Raw genomic sequence first — 14,983 nt, forward strand, 5'->3', positions numbered from 1 at the left:
TCGGCAAATGAGGGGCAATATACGATTGAATAAGATCGAACCCTTCCCGGTTCGGCGGATGCCCGTAGAGGCCGTGGAAGAATACGGCAACATCCGTGGGGTGCAGCCCCATCTCTTCACGAATCTTATCTCTTGCCCCATCAGACATCCTCGAACGGATGTTGCACCCCGAAGGAACGACACTGATCATCCCCTCTTTGAGATGATACCTCCTCCTGAACGTATCTGCATCATTGTCGCTCACGGCGGTGATGTGGTCGAAGAGGTACTTGCAGGAGACCCTCTCCAGTAAATTGGTATAAGTGGGTATGAGTTTTCGCTCCACCAGGGAGTAGTGATTATGGTTCGCAAAGGTCTGCTGAATGAAATCGGATTCAACATTGTGAGCGTCGTACACTATTTTTATCTTCCTGCGCGTAAGGAAACCGAGCATCCTGGCCGCCAATGCTCCACTGGATGGGTGATCTGGATGAGATCGATCTCTTCGTCCCTGATGATCCGTGCCGCCTTGCGGATGAAATCGGGATTAATATCTCTGAATATGGATAGTCTCCTACGAAGCGCCTCGATATCGTGATAGGTGTATACCTGCGCGACATCAGCGTCACCCTCATCATAAAGGTGATCCGGTTCGAGTACAACGATCCGGTTATTTGCGGCCTGACAATTGACGAGGTTGCAAAACCTGTTCTGGCCCCCGCTCTGGGGTTTTGACAACCCGACGGTTGTCGGGATCGCCAGTATGTTCATAGGCACTTCCGGTATTCCTGTTCGAGTTTTTCCACGATCCGGTCCCATGTCAGATTCTTTCGAACGAATTCCTGTCCTCGCTGAACCATTTTTCTCCCTTCCCCGGGGTTTTCAAGGCAAAATGCCATTTTCTTCGTTAAATCCGCACAATCTCCATACCGTACAGTCAGGCCGCAGTCACCTTCCCTGATGAGGTCTCCGCTGCCATTGTCTTCTGTGACAATCACCGGGGTTCCGCTTATGATTGCCTCGAACGGAACAAGCCCGAATATCTCATACTTTCCCGGATAGACGAGCAGATCGGCATCCTGGTAGGCAAAGCCGACGTCATCGATATAACCGACAAACCGTACCCGATCCTGAATTCCGAGAGCCCGCACTCTCTCCTCGAGTTCCCGCTTGTAACCCCATTCCGGCCCGACAATGACCAGGATGGCATCTGTTTGCTCCTGTACCAGCCGGTGAAACGCTTCTATCAGAAAATCAATTCCCTTGATTCTATCGATTCTGCCCAGGTATAGAACGAGGCTGCTTCCGTTCTCTATTCCGCAAAACTTCCGGAATTCCCCTTTGCTCTTGGTTGTAGCGCACCTCTCGCGACTGATGCCGTTGGGAATAACAGCGATCTTGTCCTCATGAATGCCCATCATTACATTCTGTTCCTTTTCCATGCTGTTCATGACGATCAGTCTTGATGCGGCATCTAAAATGGCGGATCCGAAGACAAAATCAAAGATATTTTTCACCTTTGCCTTACCCAGGGTTTTATTTTTGGGGAGCGATCCATGCGGCTGCAGAACGTATGGAACGCCGTACTCCCTGGCATAATGACTTACCATGGCCGCAAGGAGTGTCCTGTGCTCATGGATGTGAATTATATCATAATTCTGCAGATCCCGGTGTGCAACGAACGGTAAATAGTACGGGACTATGGGCAGTGCTGTGCCCGGAAAATACTTCCGTAAGTTTTCAAAATAGTAAACCTTCATCCCATCGACATTGAGGGGTCTGTTCGTTGGAAGCCCGGTCGGATAGGTGCTCCGATTCGTCGTATATACCGTGACGTCGTGGCCTGCTCTCCGGAGACGCTGTGAGATCTCATATGCCGCACGTGCCACGCCCCCGGATTCCCAGCTCGGCTTGAAGAACGGTGTCACCTGTAGAATCTTCATACGCAATCACAAACATGCTGCTTGAGCCGTCGTCTGATTATGCCGGCGTAGCAGTTCCAGCGGAGCAAAGGGAGAATCCAGTCCCCGCATTCGGCGAGGAAGGCTAACCCATGCTCCCCGAAGGGGTACGGGCAGGTTGCAGGGGTGCAGGTGAGTGCCTCCTCACCGTCTGGAGTAAGCCGGTATTTCCGGCTGCCGGCGTCGGAGAAGGCCGTCTCCCGGCCCCCGGAGAGCCGATCGCTCCGGTGAGGTTCCTTCCGCACCCTCTCAAACGGATTTTTCCCGTTGTTTGTCCCGAGAGGGATATCCCCAACGTCCTGCAGCCGTATCGACGTCATCCGAAATCCTCTGTAGGGTGGACACCGCTCAACCGCCGGCACCCTATACCTGGATGCCGAGGAGCCCTACATATCGTATCGATCGAGCAAAACTCCATCAGGTGAGCGTATCGCTGAATATCACTTTCCCCCTTAGGTGGTGAGTCCATGCTGGCACTCAGATTATATAATACTTTGCCCGTAATATTCACCCATTAATATAAGGATATGGATATACTTAACTTCTCAAGGGTTTGATTGGCAAACGGAACGGCCTGCGACATTGTTGCCTGATATGCCGATGGGACGACCATGATCGAGGTCTTTCGGTCCGACCTAGACCGGCTGGACCGCCGCGGTGCTACCCCGGCGTACCGGGTGTGCCGGCCAGGTCACAACCGCCGAAGATGCCGGAACAGCAGGCGCGAGAAAAGCTGCACGGGAGTTCTCCAGGGCCCTGACGGAAGGGCGGGAGCGGCGCCCGGGGTTCCGGGGCGTCATCATCATCCACGGCCGGCGGGCAACGTTCGACGAGCTCGCCGACGATTTCCCGGCCGGCCATGCCTACTGGAAGAAGCGGGGCTGGCTTGATCCGTCCGCCCGCCCGCTACTGCACGAGCGCCCCGACGAACCCGCTCTACAGCACCGTGGGAAGATTCGTTGAATGGGTCGCCAGGCGGAGGAGCCAGTGGAACCACGCCGCGATGCGCCGACCGGCCGGGCACCCGACTCGTCCCGAACGATTCCGGGGAGAAATACCCGACCCGACCGGTTCCTGAGCGAATATCCGTCTTGAACGGCCTCCTCGCGATCCGTCAGACAACGACCTGCGAAGGCCCCTTCCGGGTCTCCCTCTGCCCGTAAAGACGCATCAGAGATCCCTGTTTTTATTATAAAAATTTAAGAATAAATCACCGTAAAAGATATATATTTATACCGCTATCCACCCATTCACCGGCTACCATATGACCGGGTCTTAAATCGGAATTCGCTCTCCGTCTGCCGGACGCCCCGGCGAGCACCTGCGTTAGCCAGCCTGTTTGCGCTACCGGCAGGTCTGCGCCGCCGTCTCGCGGACAGGGAGCGATTGTCAAGGGGGAAAGAAATGAAAAAACATGCATATTTGGTGCTATTGTGCGCAGTCGTCACCATCGGACTGTTGATCCCGCCGGCTGCGGCGGTAGAGCCTGCGCCGGGGGAGGATCTCTATTCTCCCTTCAACGAAGCGCAGGAATGGCCTGATATCGACGGCAACCTGATCGTCTGGGAAGACGACAGGCACGATAACAAGGATATCTACTTTGGGACGGTAGACAAATTCAGGGCAGATCCATATCGGGGTATGCAGTATTCTTCCTATACCGGCGAGAGGATAACCGACGACCCCGCCTCGCAGGAGAGGCCGTCCATCTCGGGAAACTACATCGTCTGGCAGGACTATCGGCACGGGAACTGGGACATCTACCTCTATGACCGTTCTACAGGCATTGAGACACAGCTCACAACCGACACGGGCAAGCAGTGGCTGCCGATCGTCCGCGGGAACTACGTTGCCTGGTACGACGACAGCAGCGGCGATACCAACATCGTCCTCTACGACATCGCCGCCGGCAGCGTGAAAGACGTCATCGAGTGCGACGCGAAGATGACGATCCCCGGAGGGGACATCGACACCGAGTTCAAGCCCGCACTCTCGGAGAAGTACGTCGCCTGGGTCGAAGAGGCGGGTGAGAGGATCCGGTATTACTCCATCAATGACGGCGAGATAAAAGGGGCAGTATCCACGGGCACGGCGATTCAGTCCTGGCCCTCGCTCTACGGGAGCGTCGTAGCCTGGGAGGATAACCGGCACGGGAACCCCGACATCTACATGACCGATCTCGACGACCCGTCCGGCGGGGAGCAGAGGATCACCTCCGACAGCGCCGACCAGGTTGCGCCGGCAATCAGCGGGAGCATCATCGTCTGGGAGGACAAGCGGGTTCCGGCGCGGAGCATCTTCATGTACGACCTCTCCGCCGAGAAAGAAATGTCTGTTGTTCTGTCCGAAGACAAAGATGACGAACATCTCTACCCCGCCGTCAGCGGAAACACGATCGTCTGGCAGAGAGGCCGTGAATCGGACTCGAACCTCTACATATTCGTCTACGAACCGGGAGCACCGGTCGAACCGATCCTCGATCGTGTCACGGTCACACCGGACACAGCCACGCTGGAGATCGACGGCACCGAACAGTTCACCGCGACCGCCTTCGACCAGTTCGGAGAAGAGATGGCCGGCGCCGAGTTCGCCTGGGCATGCAGCAACACGACCGTCGGAACCATCGATGACACCGGCTTCTTCACTGCCCATGCGGCGGGCACGACGGACGTCACCGCAACTGCCGAAGACATCGCCGGAACCGCGACCGTCACCGTCACTGCTGATGAGCCCGAAGAACCGGTGCTTGATAGCATCGAGGTCGAACCGGAAACGGTCACCCTGGAGATCGACGGCACACAGCAGTTCGCGGCAACTGCCCTTGACCAGTTCGAAGAAGAGATGACCGGCATTGCGTTCAACTGGTCGTGCGACAACGAGACCGTCGGCGAGATCGACACGGACGGCATCTTCACCGCTCTTGCCGCGGGCACCGCGACCATCACTGCAACCGCCGAAGACATCACCGGAACCGCGACCGTCACGGTCACGGATGAAGAACCGGCCGCAACTGAAATCACGATCGAACCGCCCGAGGCCACGCTTGATGTCAACGAGACGGTGACGTTCGAAGCGACTGTCCGTGACCAGTTCGGTGGCGAAGTGCCCGGCGTTTCGGTCACCTGGTCGTGCGACAACGAGACCGTCGGAGCCATCAATGAGTCCAGCGGCTTCTTCACTGCCCATGCAGCGGGCACCGCGACCGTCACCGCAACAGCGGGCGACCTCTCCGAAACCGCGACCATCACCGTCACCGCTGATGAGCCCGAAGAACCGGTGCTCGAACGCATCGAGGTCGAACCGGACACGGCCACCCTGGATGTCGGCGACACAGAACAGTTCGCGGCAATTGCCTTTGACGAGAACGGCCTTGAGATGACCGGCGTCGAGTTCGCCTGGTCATGTGACAACGAGACCATCGGAACCGTCGATGATACCGGCCTCTTCTCCGCCCTTGCCTCAGGCACCGCGACCGTCACCGCGTCGGCGGGAGATGTCTCCGGAACCGCGACCGTCACCGTTAACGCAGATGAACCGGAAGAGCCGGTCCTGACAAGGATCACGCTCACACCGCCCGGAGCCACCCTGGACGTCGAGGATGTCCAGAGGTTCATGGTAACGGGCTACGACCAGGACGACAACGTCATGCCCGCCGGTGAGATCGACTGGGCCTGCAGCGACGAAGCCGTCGGAACTGTCGATGAGGACGGATGCTTCACCGCCCTTGCCGCGGGTACGGCGACCGTAACCGCAACGGCAGGCAACTGCTCTGCGGAAGCAACCATCACCGTCTGCGAAGAAGAGCCTCTACTCGCGAAGATCGCGGTCGTGCCGTCCAAGGCCACGCTCGAGGTCGACGACGAACTGGAGTTTGACGCCATCGCGTTCGACCGGTTCGGAAACATCGTCGAGGACGCAGAAGTAATCTGGGAGTGCTGCGACGAGTGCGTCGGCGAGATCGATGAGTCCAGCGGCGTCTTCACCGCCCTTGGCGGCGGCACGGCGACCATCACCGCGTGCGGAGACGGTGCCGAAGGAACCGCAAGCGTCACCGTGCACTGCAACGACCCGGTCGTAACGTCCATCGTCGTCACCCCGTCGGCAGTCACGCTCGCCAGGAACGACACCGCGACGTTCACCGCGACCGCTCTCGACCAGAACGGCTGCGGGATGTCGGACGTCACAATCGAGTGGGAATGCAGCGATAAGACCGTCGGCGATGTCGACGGTACCGGGTTCTTCGAGGCTCTCGCCGCGGGCACGGCGACCGTCACCGCAACGGCCGACGGCGTCGCCGGGACGGCGGACGTAGAGGTCACCGACGAATCCACAGGTATCGTGGTCTCCCCGTCGGCGATCATCCTCGACGTCGACGAGACATGGCAGTTCAACGCGAACGTGTATGACCTGCAGGACAACGCAGGTTCTACCGTGGCCTGGTCGTGCGGCAACGAAGGCGTCGGCACGATCACCGCAGACGGTGGCCTCTTCACCGCAGTCTGCGAAGGCATCACGTCCGTCACCGCAACGGTTGCCGGAGAGAACGAGACCGCGACCGGAACCGCAACGGTGACCGTCCGGTCGACGGCGCCCGAACTTGCGCGGATCGAGGTCAGCCCGTCCTGCTTCTGCATCCCCGCCGGCAACTGCCTGGCGCTCACCGCGAGAGGATTCGACCAGTACGGCTTCCCCATGGACGTCAACGTGACCTGGAAGAGCAGCGACCTGTGCGTCGGCGAGATCGATGAGTCCAGCGGCGTCTTCACCGCGAAGAGTGCAGGTACCGCGACCCTCACCGCATCGGCTGACGGAGTCTGTGACTCCGCCTGCGTGACTGTCGACCCCTCGCTCCCGGTTCCGGCCTGCATCGAGGTCGAACCGCCTGACGCCACGCTCGCGGCCGGAGGAACCCGGGAGTTCACGGCCACGGTATTCGACCAGTGCGAGAACGTGATGGACTGGGTCAGGGTGGCCTGGTCGTGCTCCGACGATGATGTCGGCACGATCGACCGCTCAGGTCTCTTCGCGGCGTTCGCAGAAGGGTCTGCGGACGTGACGGCGTGTGCCGGCGGCGTTGAAGGAACGGCGTCGGTCGCCGTCACGGCGGCGCCCACGACCGACCCCACGACGGATCCCACGCCTGACCCCACACAGCCCCCTGCCAACCCCGGATCGAACAAACGCGCCTCGAGCAGCGGCGGCGGCGACCCCGGCCCCTCCTTCTTCGCAGGGATCTGCGAGGATCTGAAGGGCGGCGAGACGCACACGTTCTCGGGTATCGACATCACGTCGATCGGCAGCATCGCCATCACGGCGTCCGACAACATCCCGAAGCTGCTGATGACCGTGAAGGAGACGGGGTGCCCCAACCTGGCGGCGCCTCCCGGCGGCAGCACCTACGAGTATGTCGAGATCGCTCTCTCGTGGGCGAACCCGAACCGGGTCGGCGACGCGACGTTGACCTTCACCGTCCCGGCGAAGTGGCTCGAGGAGCACGACATGCTCCCACAGGACGTCAGGCTCATGCGCTACGTCGACGGCGGCTGGCAGATCCTGGAGACCGAGGTCGTCGGTGAAGAAGACGGGAACTACTGCTTCCGGGCGACCACCCCCGGATTCTCCACCTTCGCCATCGCCGCGATGCCGGAGAACGCGACCGTGACGACGGAGACGAACGTCACGACGGAGGCTACCGGGACGCCCGAAGGGGCGGAGACGATGACGACCGGACCGACCGTCGCGGCGACGACGACGCCTGCGGCACCGCTCGTCTACGCTCCCCTCCTCGCACCGCTGGCCTTCCTCCTCTGGGCGAGGAAGAGGCGCTGAACCCCAACCCCTTTTTTGATGCGGTATCGTGGACGCGTCTCCTGTGAGGCTGCTTTGCGAATACGGACGGTGCAGAAGGCAATTTTCGATGCAAGTACCTCGACGCTCCTTCCACGGGAATGCGTAAGAAAAAAGTGGGGCCGCACCATCAATGCGGCCTGTTCGACTGCGTCAGTAACCTGTCCGACCGACCGCTGCGGTCATCCCGGCTCAGGGCAGGGTCTCGATCTCCATCAGGGTCTCGGTCTCCATCAGGGTCTCGGTCTCCATCGGAGTCTCGGTCTCCATCGGGGTCTCGGTCTCCATCGGGGTCTCGGTCTCCATCGGGGTCTCGGTCTCCATCGGGGTCTCGGTCTCCATCGGGGTCTCGGTCTCCATCCCCATCGGGGTTTCGGTCTCCATCCCCATCGGGGTTTCGGTCTCCATCGGGGTCGGCTGGGCGCCGTCTTCACCCGGCATGGTGCATCCCGCCGCCAGTATACTCGCGCCGAGGATGAGGAGCACCGCCAGAAGGACTGGAATTGGCCTCATGGGAGGGGCCATCACGCACATGTTACTTAAAAGTTTGCATCAGTTCGAGCCGCTGCCGTCGGAAACCCCCGTTCGGGGCGCAGGCCCCTCTGCATCCCGCCCGTCCCGAACGCGACGAGCAATAAAAACATTTTGAGTAAATCTCACTCCACGATGAAGTCGCCGGTCATCTGCTGCGGATGGACGTCGCACCGGAAGAAATACGTGCCGGGCTCTTCCGGCGCCGTGAAGGTATAGGTCGTCTGGTCCGGGCCGGTGATGGTCTCACCCACGAAGATCTCCTCGATCGCCGAGGCGTTCGTGTAGACCGCGATGTTGTGCGGGATCCCGTCATCCCGGTTTTCGAAGGTTATCGTCACGTTCGCCTCCGCGGGCACCGTGATGGTGCTCGTGTCGAAGGCGAGATTATCGGCGGCGATGGCGAAGGTCGCACCCGGGCCGCCCGTTGCGATCGTCGCCGCCGTTGTGACGTTCCCTGTCTCCGTTACCGCCGGCGTCCCGGTCGGTGTCGTTACCGTCTCCGTGGCGGTCGGGGTGGCGTCTCCGTCCGGCGCGGTGCACCCCGCCGCAAGCAAACCGGCGCTCACGACGAGGAGCGCCACGAGAAGGACTGCGTTGGGCTTCATGGCGAAGAACTTCTGTACATCGTATTTATACCTTCGCCGCTCCGTGCACCCGGAGAGGGAACCCGACCGCCAGAGCCGGGTTACCCCGGGAACAGGGTTAAGTTCGAGGGGGCCGCACATCCGCCCATGCTACGTATAAAGAGGATCTACAAAGAGCCCTCAAAAGACGACGGCACCCGGGTTCTCGTCGACCGGATCTGGCCGAGAGGGATCTCGAAAGAGAAGGCGTCGCTCGACCGGTGGGAGAAGGATCTTGCACCGTCGAGCGAACTGCGCCGGTGGTTCGGGCACGACCCGGCGAAGTGGGAGGAGTTTCTCCGGCGCTACCGGGCCGAACTCAAGGGGAAGGAGGAGGAACTCGCCCGGCTCCGGCAGGAGGCGGGGGAGGGGACCGTTACGCTCCTCTACGCCGCGAAGGACGAGGAGCACAACAACGCCGTGGCGCTGAAACGGTATATCGAGGAAGAGTAAGGCTGCCGGCGCGGAACAGAAAGCGTTTAAAGCATGGCGGCCGACAGAAACCTGAATGGACTCCGGGCGCCGCATGGGAGCGGACTTCCTCCTGATCAACCTTCTCCTCCTCGTCCTTACCCAGCCCGGCGCACTCGCCCTTGCCGGATTCGATCCGCCGTTCGGCCTCGCGGTGAGCGCCACCACCTGGATGGCCGCGTTCGTCGGCGTCTCCCCCCTCGCCGTCCTCTACCTCCTCATAAAGAGCGAGTCGCTCGGCAGGCGGTTCCTCCCGGGAACGGCGGCCTACATCGCCCTGGTGCTCGCCGTCGCCTACGCGTCCTACCTCCTGCAGCAGCCCCTTTTTGAGGGGTTCAGGGCGCCGGGGTATGAACTGTCGTTTCCGGTCTTCCTTGCCGCCACCGTGCTGACCGCCGTCATCTCCGTAACCCTCCTGCCGGCCGGCCTCCTCGCCTACGTCGCGAGCCCCGAAAACCTGCCCCTGCTCGCCATCAACGTAGCGCTCCTGGCGGCAGCCGTGCTGCTCTGGCGCCTGCGCTCCCGGGGCTACGGGAGTACCTGAACGGGTGTACCCCGCAGGGTGACAGCATGCTTTTACCTCCGGACAGCGATGGCTGGATTGTATCCGGCGCATCCGAAACTGCCGGAGAGGTGACAAGAGCATGGAAAACGGACCCAGAGGAGCAATCCTCCAGAGAGATAAAACGTCCTACGCAATCGTGCCGAGAACCCCCGCGGGGATCGTCAGCCCGGAGCACCTGGAGAGCATCATCAAGGTCGTCAGGCGCTACGAGATCCCCGTCATCAAGATGACGTCGGGGCAGCGGATGGTGCTCGTGGGCATCAAAGAAGAGGACGTCGAGAGCATCTGGAACGAACTCGGGATGACCGTCGGGCAGGCGACCGCACCCTGCGTCCACTACGTCCAGGCATGCCCCGGGACGGTGACCTGCAAATACGGCAAACAGGACTCCCTGGGCCTCGGGCTCGAGGTCGAGGAGCTCTACCAGGACATGAACCTGCCGGCAAAACTCAAGATGGGAGTCTCGGGGTGCCCCCGGTGCTGCGGCGAGAGTTACCTCCGCGACATCGGGCTCATGGGGAACGCAAAAGGCTGGACGGTCATCTTCGGGGGCAACTCCGGCGGCCGCCCCCGGATCGGCGACGTCGCCGCAAAGGACCTCACGAAAGATCAGGCTCTCGACCTGGTCCGCCGATTGCTCGAGTACTACCAGATGAATGCACGACCGGGAGAGCGGACCGCACGGTTCGTCGAGCGGGTCGGGTTCGACGCCGTCAAAAGCGACGTCCTGACCTTCGCCCCCTACATACCGCTCGACTCCGCCTGATCGGGGTTCCGCGGAAGGGGGCCGCCGATGCAGTCGGCGTTCGCGATCATCCGGTTGACGAACTGCCGTTGAACGCAGGTGATGAACGGCAGGGTGATCACGACGGCGTTACGGACGGCGTCCTGGCGGTAGACGATCATGCAGACACGGTCGTCGGCGATGAAGATGTACTCGAGCAGGAACGCCGACCCGTCCACCGGGATGGGGCCGCAGTAGACCTTCTCGAAGATGTTCTCCTGGAAGAAGGTGCAGAAGGGCTTCGGGACGTAGAGTGACGCGTCCCCAAGCGGCTTTTTGATCCCGCGCTTCCCGTTCGGGAGGAGGACGCTCACCGGGTGGTCCCGTGACGCACCGGCAATCAGCCGGGCGAACTCGCCGATCTCCCGGTAGTCCAGGCAGACGACCGCAAGGTCGCGGGCGACGCCGCCGGCAAGCGACTCCGCGTGGCGCCGGATGCTCCACTCCCCCTGCACGTACCAGATCGGCGAGTTCTTCGAACGGGCGTCGAGCGAGAGGGCGTCGAGACCCTGCACCGCCGCCGTCGCCGCGGCATCCACGGCACTCTTCAGGTGGTGGATGACGACCGCGGGCTCAGCCGGGATGTAGACGTGCGGGCTCCCCCGCCGGACGGTGATGAAACCCCGTCCGGCAAGCCCTTCGGCGATGTCGTAGACCCTCGGGCGCGGGACCCCGCTCGCCTCGTGGATCTGGCGGGCGCTCCCCTCGCCGATCCCGACGAGGGCAGCGTAGACCCGGGCTTCGTACGCCGTCAGCCCGAGCGCCGTGAGGCTCCGGATCAGGTCGTCCATAATTGTTACTATGAGAGTTACACGAGAGTTAAACCTTCGTGCGTTCCATACTCCCTAAGATCTTCGACCATGCGGCTAAGAGCAATTCTTGAAGGTATCAAGCGGTTCGTCGGCAGGGAAGGCAGCACCCGTTCCGGGACCGGCCCCGACGAGGTCAGCGCCCTCCTCATCGACACCTTCGCCGAGGACGGCGGCGAGGAGGCGGGACGCGGAGGGACGGTATCAACAGCGGCCATCCGGGCGGCGTGCCGCCGGATGCAGGGCGTGAAGACGAAGGGCGACCTCCTCCGGATCATCGCGGACGAAACTGCGGCATACGACCTCCGCGACCTCGAGGCGATGAACGCCCGGTTCGAGCGCAAAGTGAGCCACCTCCCGGAGGACTACCGAGACCGCCTTCTATCAAGCGTCAGGGAAGAGATCTTCGGGGCGCACCACCGCCTGGTCCTTCTCTCCCGGAACGGCGGCGGCCGCGAACTGGACGAACCCCTCGCCCCGGCGTTCGGCGGCTACTGCTCGATGGTGGCGGAGGCCTGCACGGCAAAAGCGCGGGAGAACGACCCGAAGTACCTCTACCTGAAGTACCTCCTCTCCGCGTTCACCATGTTTGTTGTGGAAGAACCCGCTCATCCCGTCGGCACCCCGTTTCCCGGCGGGCAGATCGTCGACGAATGGGAGGGGACCTACCTCTGCCCGGTCAGGGACCTGGCCGACGACGTGGCCTATGCCCTCTGCCCCTACTGCCCGGCGATCCAGAGCACCGAGCCGACATTCCCGGAGATGCGGGCCCGGCGGCAGGAGCGGAGGCGGCGGGAGTGCCTCGCAAACTACTGGACGAACTACAAAGGATGAGCGGTATGAGACTATCCGGAGATGAACGATATGAAGATTGTCGATGTAGCACAGGAACCGATCGGTGAGAACCCGCACCATGTCGACGCCCGCAAGGTCTACGACACCGAGCACGCGACGGCGGTGGTGATCACGCTTAACCCCGGCGAATCGCTCAAAAAGCACATAACCCCGGTGGACGTCTTCTTCTACGTCCTCGAGGGCACGGGGATCGTCGAGATCGGCGACGAGCGTGCCGAAGTCGAAAAGGACCGCCTGGTCGAGAGCCCGGCAAAGATCCCGCACCGCTGGATGAACGAGAGCAACGCCACCTTCCGGGTGCTGGTGGTGAAGGTCCCGCGGCCGACGACCGGGACGCGGCTGCTGTGAGGATACATGGTCGTTGAGTCGATCCCGAAGGCCGCAGGGTTCATCTACGGCATCATCGCGTTTGCCGCCCTCGCATGGCTCTGGTACTCGGGCCGGTTCACCCGGCGCCGTGCGCTGCCGTTCCTCGCAGCCTCGGTGTTCTTCGGGTTCCTGGTCTTTGCGCCGGTCTTCCCCTACCAGTTCCAGCTCCTCGTCCTCCGGGACGCGGCAGCGCTCGGCTCGCCGCTCCCGATGGCAATCGTGGGACTGCTCGCCTTTATCGCCCTCACCCTCGTATTCGGCCGGATCGTCTGCGGGCAGGTCTGCCCGGCGGGCGCCGTCCAGGAACTCATGTACCTCGTGCCGGTGAAGAAGCGCGGCCGCGCCGAAAGCCGCGTCCCGACGGCGGTCAGGGCGGGCGTCTTCGTCGTCTTCCTCGCCGCCGGCCTCGGGCTCTCGGTGAACCTTCTTGCGCTCCTGGGCCTCCCGGCCTTCTTCAACCTCACGGTCGCGACCGTCTCGTTCATCGTCTTCCTCGGGATCGTCCTCCTCTCCGCCGTCGTCTACCGGCCGTTCTGCCGTTACGTCTGTCCCTACGGCGCCCTGCTCGCCCCCGCAGCATCAAAGGCCCTCTACCGGATCAGGAGGACGGAGGCCTGCGTCAATTGCGGAAAGTGCGAGCGGGCGTGCCCGACCGGGGCGGCAGACCCGTCCGCCGGAGCCGGCGAGTGCTACCTCTGCGGCCGGTGTACTGAGGCCTGCCCGATCGACGGGGCGCTCGTGTACAGGCGTGCGAATGCGAAAAATAGATTGCCGCTGGAAGAGTGAGTTATATCATCGAAAGGTAGGATCCATGTCTGAAGAGAAGCGTACAGAGTTACGGGGGAGAGTCCTCCGGCTGGCGGATCTCGTTGCCTACCAGGACGGGACCGTGGCAAGCAGGATGATCGTCAACAAACCGGCGGGGAGCATCACCCTGTTTTCGTTCGACGAGGACGAGGGGCTCTCGGAGCACACCGCGCCCTACGATGCGGTGGTGACGATCCTGGACGGGGAGTGCGAGGTCTGGGTGGCGGGCGAGACGCACCAGATGAAGGAAGGGGAGACGATCATCTTCCCGGCGAACGTCCCCCACGCCCTCTCGGCCATAACCCGGTTCAAGATGTCGCTTACGATGATACGGGAGTGAGAGCGTGACGAACGAGAAGGAAGGCGATTACTGCACCGTCTGCGGCGGGGTCCGGCCGGACGCAATCAAGATCAAGACGATCCTCGTGGACGGGAAGGAGACCGGCGTCAACCAGCTCGACTTCATCGTCGACGGTGTGCGGAACCTGCATCTCGCGGACGACGCCGCGATTCGCGCCGAGCTTCTCCGGAGAGCCGGTGAGTTCAATTACATCCCGACGAAGAAGAGGGAAGCCTACGGCGACGCCTGGTGCGGGAGTATACGGGAACTGAGGAGTGAGCAGGCGGCACCGGGACGATTTACGGTGCCGTAGCCCTCAAAAAGATGCTTTTCTAAAGAAGTCTCAGCCCCGCGGACGTCAAAAAAAAGGTCAGGCGCTGATGGCAGCCAGTCTGCCATCTTCGCCCACGAACAGCCAGTAACCCTCGGTCGGGAAGAGTTCCTGATCATCCGTCTGGTTGTTGACGATCGCCTGCCGGTAACTCTGGCTCTCCGCATCGTAACCGACGACGTAGACCCAGATGTCTTCCACCGACCTGAGCGCTTCGTCCGCACTGCTCTCCGTCAGGTCGGAGTAGCCGATGGCGTTCCAGCCCGGACTGAGCGTCTTGACCGCGGGAGACCGCACCGGGTTGGTGCTGAGCATCAGCTCCACGGTCGTCTCCTCGGTCGAGTAGACCCAGTATCCCTCAAGGACCAGCAGGGTCTCATTCTCGCCCAGGGGCTCGAACCCGCCCGCCGGAGTGTGGGTGTAGAACGACCGCCCGCCGGTGTCGACGTCCGCAAAGACCGATGCCGCGGTATCGTTGCCCGCAGAGAGCGGCCTCGGGATAGAGACGAAGTTCCAGCCTTCATAGAGCTGGAGATCCATGGTCTCCTCCGGCATTGCCGGGGTCGGGGTCACGTTCACCGTCGGGGTCGGCGTCACGTTCACCGTCGGAGTCGGTGTCACGTTCACCGTCGGTGTCGGCGTCACGTTCACCGTCGGCGTGGGTGTCACGTTCACCGTCGGAGTCGGAGTCACGTTCACCGTCGGAGT

18 protein-coding genes are annotated in these 14,983 nt (G+C 61.8%); 10 read left to right on the forward strand and 8 right to left on the reverse strand.

Annotated elements, in window-relative coordinates; translation table 11 throughout:
* The 4 genes from EI28_RS08820 to EI28_RS08835 form a co-directional block, all read right to left on the reverse strand.
* Window positions 1-433: glycosyltransferase (locus EI28_RS08820; RefSeq protein WP_155937321.1), on the reverse strand; the 433-nt coding region annotated here is incomplete at its 3' end.
* Complete coding sequence (locus EI28_RS14870; protein ID WP_048114250.1) at window positions 403-750, reverse strand: hypothetical protein; 348 nt, start codon at window positions 748-750, stop codon at window positions 403-405. The genes EI28_RS08820 and EI28_RS14870, both read right to left, overlap by 31 nt.
* Window positions 747-1,922: a glycosyltransferase family 4 protein gene (locus tag EI28_RS08830; protein WP_048114251.1), complete on the reverse strand. Its 1,176-nt coding sequence runs from the start codon at window positions 1,920-1,922 to the stop codon at window positions 747-749. Before EI28_RS08830 ends, EI28_RS14870 begins: the two co-directional genes overlap by 4 nt.
* Window positions 1,919-2,260, reverse strand: a complete 342-nt coding sequence (locus EI28_RS08835) for a hypothetical protein (RefSeq protein WP_048114252.1) — start codon at window positions 2,258-2,260, stop codon at window positions 1,919-1,921. The genes EI28_RS08830 and EI28_RS08835 overlap by 4 nt, the downstream gene beginning before the upstream one ends.
* Window positions 2,261-2,597: 337 nt before the next feature.
* Here EI28_RS08835 and EI28_RS08840 point away from each other — a divergent pair, with 337 nt between their 5' ends.
* Window positions 2,598-2,903, forward strand: coding sequence for a hypothetical protein (locus EI28_RS08840; protein ID WP_048114253.1), 306 nt, complete (start codon window positions 2,598-2,600; stop codon window positions 2,901-2,903).
* A 462-nt stretch (window positions 2,904-3,365) separates the two neighbouring features.
* Window positions 3,366-7,769, forward strand: a complete 4,404-nt coding sequence (locus EI28_RS08845) for an Ig-like domain-containing protein (protein ID WP_197018479.1) — start codon at window positions 3,366-3,368, stop codon at window positions 7,767-7,769.
* 210 nt (window positions 7,770-7,979) lie between these two features.
* Here EI28_RS08845 and EI28_RS08850 read toward each other — a convergent pair whose 3' ends face one another.
* Both EI28_RS08850 and EI28_RS13200 read right to left on the reverse strand, forming a co-directional pair.
* A complete protein-coding gene (locus tag EI28_RS08850) occupies window positions 7,980-8,300 on the reverse strand; it encodes a hypothetical protein (protein WP_197018480.1) in 321 nt (106 codons plus the stop codon).
* A gap of 143 nt (window positions 8,301-8,443) precedes the next feature.
* Window positions 8,444-8,926: a cupredoxin domain-containing protein gene (locus EI28_RS13200; RefSeq protein ID WP_082223138.1), complete on the reverse strand. Its 483-nt coding sequence runs from the start codon at window positions 8,924-8,926 to the stop codon at window positions 8,444-8,446.
* Window positions 8,927-9,052: 126 nt separating this feature from the next.
* Between EI28_RS13200 and EI28_RS08860 the strand changes: the two genes are divergently transcribed.
* From EI28_RS08860 to EI28_RS08870, 3 genes are all read left to right on the forward strand, one after another.
* Window positions 9,053-9,397 carry a DUF488 domain-containing protein gene (locus tag EI28_RS08860; RefSeq protein ID WP_048114255.1) on the forward strand — a complete coding sequence of 115 codons (345 nt, stop codon included), beginning with the start codon at window positions 9,053-9,055 and terminating at the stop codon, window positions 9,395-9,397.
* 55 nt (window positions 9,398-9,452) lie between these two features.
* A complete protein-coding gene (locus tag EI28_RS08865) occupies window positions 9,453-9,959 on the forward strand; it encodes a hypothetical protein (RefSeq protein ID WP_048114256.1) in 507 nt (168 codons plus the stop codon).
* 100 nt (window positions 9,960-10,059) lie between these two features.
* Complete coding sequence (locus tag EI28_RS08870) at window positions 10,060-10,746, forward strand: NAD(P)/FAD-dependent oxidoreductase (protein ID WP_048114257.1); 687 nt, start codon at window positions 10,060-10,062, stop codon at window positions 10,744-10,746.
* On the opposite strand, the gene EI28_RS08875 is transcribed toward EI28_RS08870, so the two are convergent.
* Entirely contained in the window at window positions 10,722-11,555 is an 834-nt protein-coding gene (locus EI28_RS08875) for a TrmB family transcriptional regulator (RefSeq protein ID WP_048114258.1), read from the reverse strand. The genes EI28_RS08870 and EI28_RS08875 overlap by 25 nt on opposite strands.
* 69 nt (window positions 11,556-11,624) lie before the next feature.
* On the opposite strand from EI28_RS08875, the gene EI28_RS08880 reads away from it, so the two are divergent.
* Genes EI28_RS08880 through EI28_RS08900 form a run of 5 tightly spaced genes read left to right on the forward strand, consistent with a single transcriptional unit; the run spans window position 11,625 to window position 14,257 of the window.
* Window positions 11,625-12,407: a DUF2115 domain-containing protein gene (locus tag EI28_RS08880; RefSeq protein ID WP_231476681.1), complete on the forward strand. Its 783-nt coding sequence runs from the start codon at window positions 11,625-11,627 to the stop codon at window positions 12,405-12,407.
* Window positions 12,408-12,437: 30 nt separating this feature from the next.
* Window positions 12,438-12,776: a cupin domain-containing protein gene (locus EI28_RS08885; RefSeq protein WP_048114266.1), complete on the forward strand. Its 339-nt coding sequence runs from the start codon at window positions 12,438-12,440 to the stop codon at window positions 12,774-12,776.
* A gap of 6 nt (window positions 12,777-12,782) precedes the next feature.
* Complete coding sequence (locus tag EI28_RS08890; RefSeq protein WP_048114259.1) at window positions 12,783-13,583, forward strand: 4Fe-4S binding protein; 801 nt, start codon at window positions 12,783-12,785, stop codon at window positions 13,581-13,583.
* A gap of 25 nt (window positions 13,584-13,608) precedes the next feature.
* Window positions 13,609-13,944 (forward strand): cupin domain-containing protein, encoded by a 336-nt coding sequence (locus EI28_RS08895; protein WP_048114260.1) that lies wholly within the window; start codon window positions 13,609-13,611, stop codon window positions 13,942-13,944.
* Between the two features lie 4 nt (window positions 13,945-13,948).
* Window positions 13,949-14,257 (forward strand): hypothetical protein, encoded by a 309-nt coding sequence (locus EI28_RS08900; RefSeq protein ID WP_048114261.1) that lies wholly within the window; start codon window positions 13,949-13,951, stop codon window positions 14,255-14,257.
* A 57-nt stretch (window positions 14,258-14,314) separates the two neighbouring features.
* Here EI28_RS08900 and EI28_RS08905 read toward each other — a convergent pair whose 3' ends face one another.
* Window positions 14,315-14,815 carry a hypothetical protein gene (locus EI28_RS08905; protein ID WP_231476682.1) on the reverse strand — a complete coding sequence of 167 codons (501 nt, stop codon included), beginning with the start codon at window positions 14,813-14,815 and terminating at the stop codon, window positions 14,315-14,317.
* Window positions 14,816-14,983 lie beyond the last annotated feature (168 nt).

This window comes from Methanoculleus sp. MH98A, from assembly GCF_000691865.1.
Classification (GTDB): domain Archaea; phylum Halobacteriota; class Methanomicrobia; order Methanomicrobiales; family Methanoculleaceae; genus Methanoculleus.

Coding starts and splice junctions, on each gene's coding strand:
- EI28_RS14870 (WP_048114250.1), bottom strand. CDS start 750: ATGAACATACTGGCGATCCCGACAACCGTCGGGTTGTCAAAACCCCAG.
- EI28_RS08830 (WP_048114251.1), bottom strand. CDS start 1,922: ATGAAGATTCTACAGGTGACACCGTTCTTCAAGCCGAGCTGGGAATCC.
- EI28_RS08835 (WP_048114252.1), bottom strand. CDS start 2,260: ATGACGTCGATACGGCTGCAGGACGTTGGGGATATCCCTCTCGGGACA.
- EI28_RS08850 (WP_197018480.1), bottom strand. CDS start 8,300: ATGAGGCCAATTCCAGTCCTTCTGGCGGTGCTCCTCATCCTCGGCGCG.
- EI28_RS13200 (WP_082223138.1), bottom strand. CDS start 8,926: ATGAAGCCCAACGCAGTCCTTCTCGTGGCGCTCCTCGTCGTGAGCGCC.
- EI28_RS08860 (WP_048114255.1), top strand. CDS start 9,053: ATGCTACGTATAAAGAGGATCTACAAAGAGCCCTCAAAAGACGACGGC.
- EI28_RS08865 (WP_048114256.1), top strand. CDS start 9,453: ATGGACTCCGGGCGCCGCATGGGAGCGGACTTCCTCCTGATCAACCTT.
- EI28_RS08870 (WP_048114257.1), top strand. CDS start 10,060: ATGGAAAACGGACCCAGAGGAGCAATCCTCCAGAGAGATAAAACGTCC.
- EI28_RS08875 (WP_048114258.1), bottom strand. CDS start 11,555: ATGGACGACCTGATCCGGAGCCTCACGGCGCTCGGGCTGACGGCGTAC.
- EI28_RS08880 (WP_231476681.1), top strand. CDS start 11,625: ATGCGGCTAAGAGCAATTCTTGAAGGTATCAAGCGGTTCGTCGGCAGG.
- EI28_RS08885 (WP_048114266.1), top strand. CDS start 12,438: ATGAAGATTGTCGATGTAGCACAGGAACCGATCGGTGAGAACCCGCAC.
- EI28_RS08890 (WP_048114259.1), top strand. CDS start 12,783: ATGGTCGTTGAGTCGATCCCGAAGGCCGCAGGGTTCATCTACGGCATC.
- EI28_RS08895 (WP_048114260.1), top strand. CDS start 13,609: ATGTCTGAAGAGAAGCGTACAGAGTTACGGGGGAGAGTCCTCCGGCTG.
- EI28_RS08905 (WP_231476682.1), bottom strand. CDS start 14,815: ATGGATCTCCAGCTCTATGAAGGCTGGAACTTCGTCTCTATCCCGAGG.